The organism is Paraliomyxa miuraensis (genome assembly GCF_026337845.1).
Taxonomy (GTDB): domain Bacteria; phylum Myxococcota_A; class Polyangia; order Nannocystales; family Nannocystaceae; genus Paraliomyxa; species Paraliomyxa miuraensis.
This window is the reverse complement of record NZ_JAOVZF010000046.1, coordinates 1-337: the sequence shown is the minus strand read 5'-3', so window position 1 is coordinate 337 and position 337 is coordinate 1. Positions and strand designations below refer to the sequence as shown.

Genomic DNA, 337 nt, shown 5'->3' with positions numbered 1-337 from the left:
CGTTCGGCGAGGAGCTGTCGATCCACCTCTTGCAGCTCGGTGCGCCGCAGCGCCAGGCGCTGTCGACGAGCGAGGCGAGCGGCTATGATGCGGTGGTCGAGCGATGGGCGCGGTTCTTCACGCGCTACGACGATCCCGTCGAGCTCGAGCGCCTCGCTGCAGAGGATCCGATGATGGCCCTGGCCAAGCAAACCCTCGAAGCACTCTCACGGGATCCCGAGGCCCGCCGTCGGGCCCAGCGGCGGGAGGACGATCTCCGGCTCTACGAGATCGAGCTCCGAGCCAACCTCGAGAGGGCCACACAGACGGGGTGGAACCAGGGCTGGGACGAGGGCCG

1 protein-coding gene is annotated in these 337 nt (G+C 68.8%); it reads left to right on the top strand.

Going from position 1 to position 337, the window contains the following annotated elements:
* Positions 1 to 337, top strand: a 337-nt coding sequence (locus tag OEB96_RS00190; protein WP_266213355.1) for a hypothetical protein, incomplete at both ends; no start/stop codon positions are given.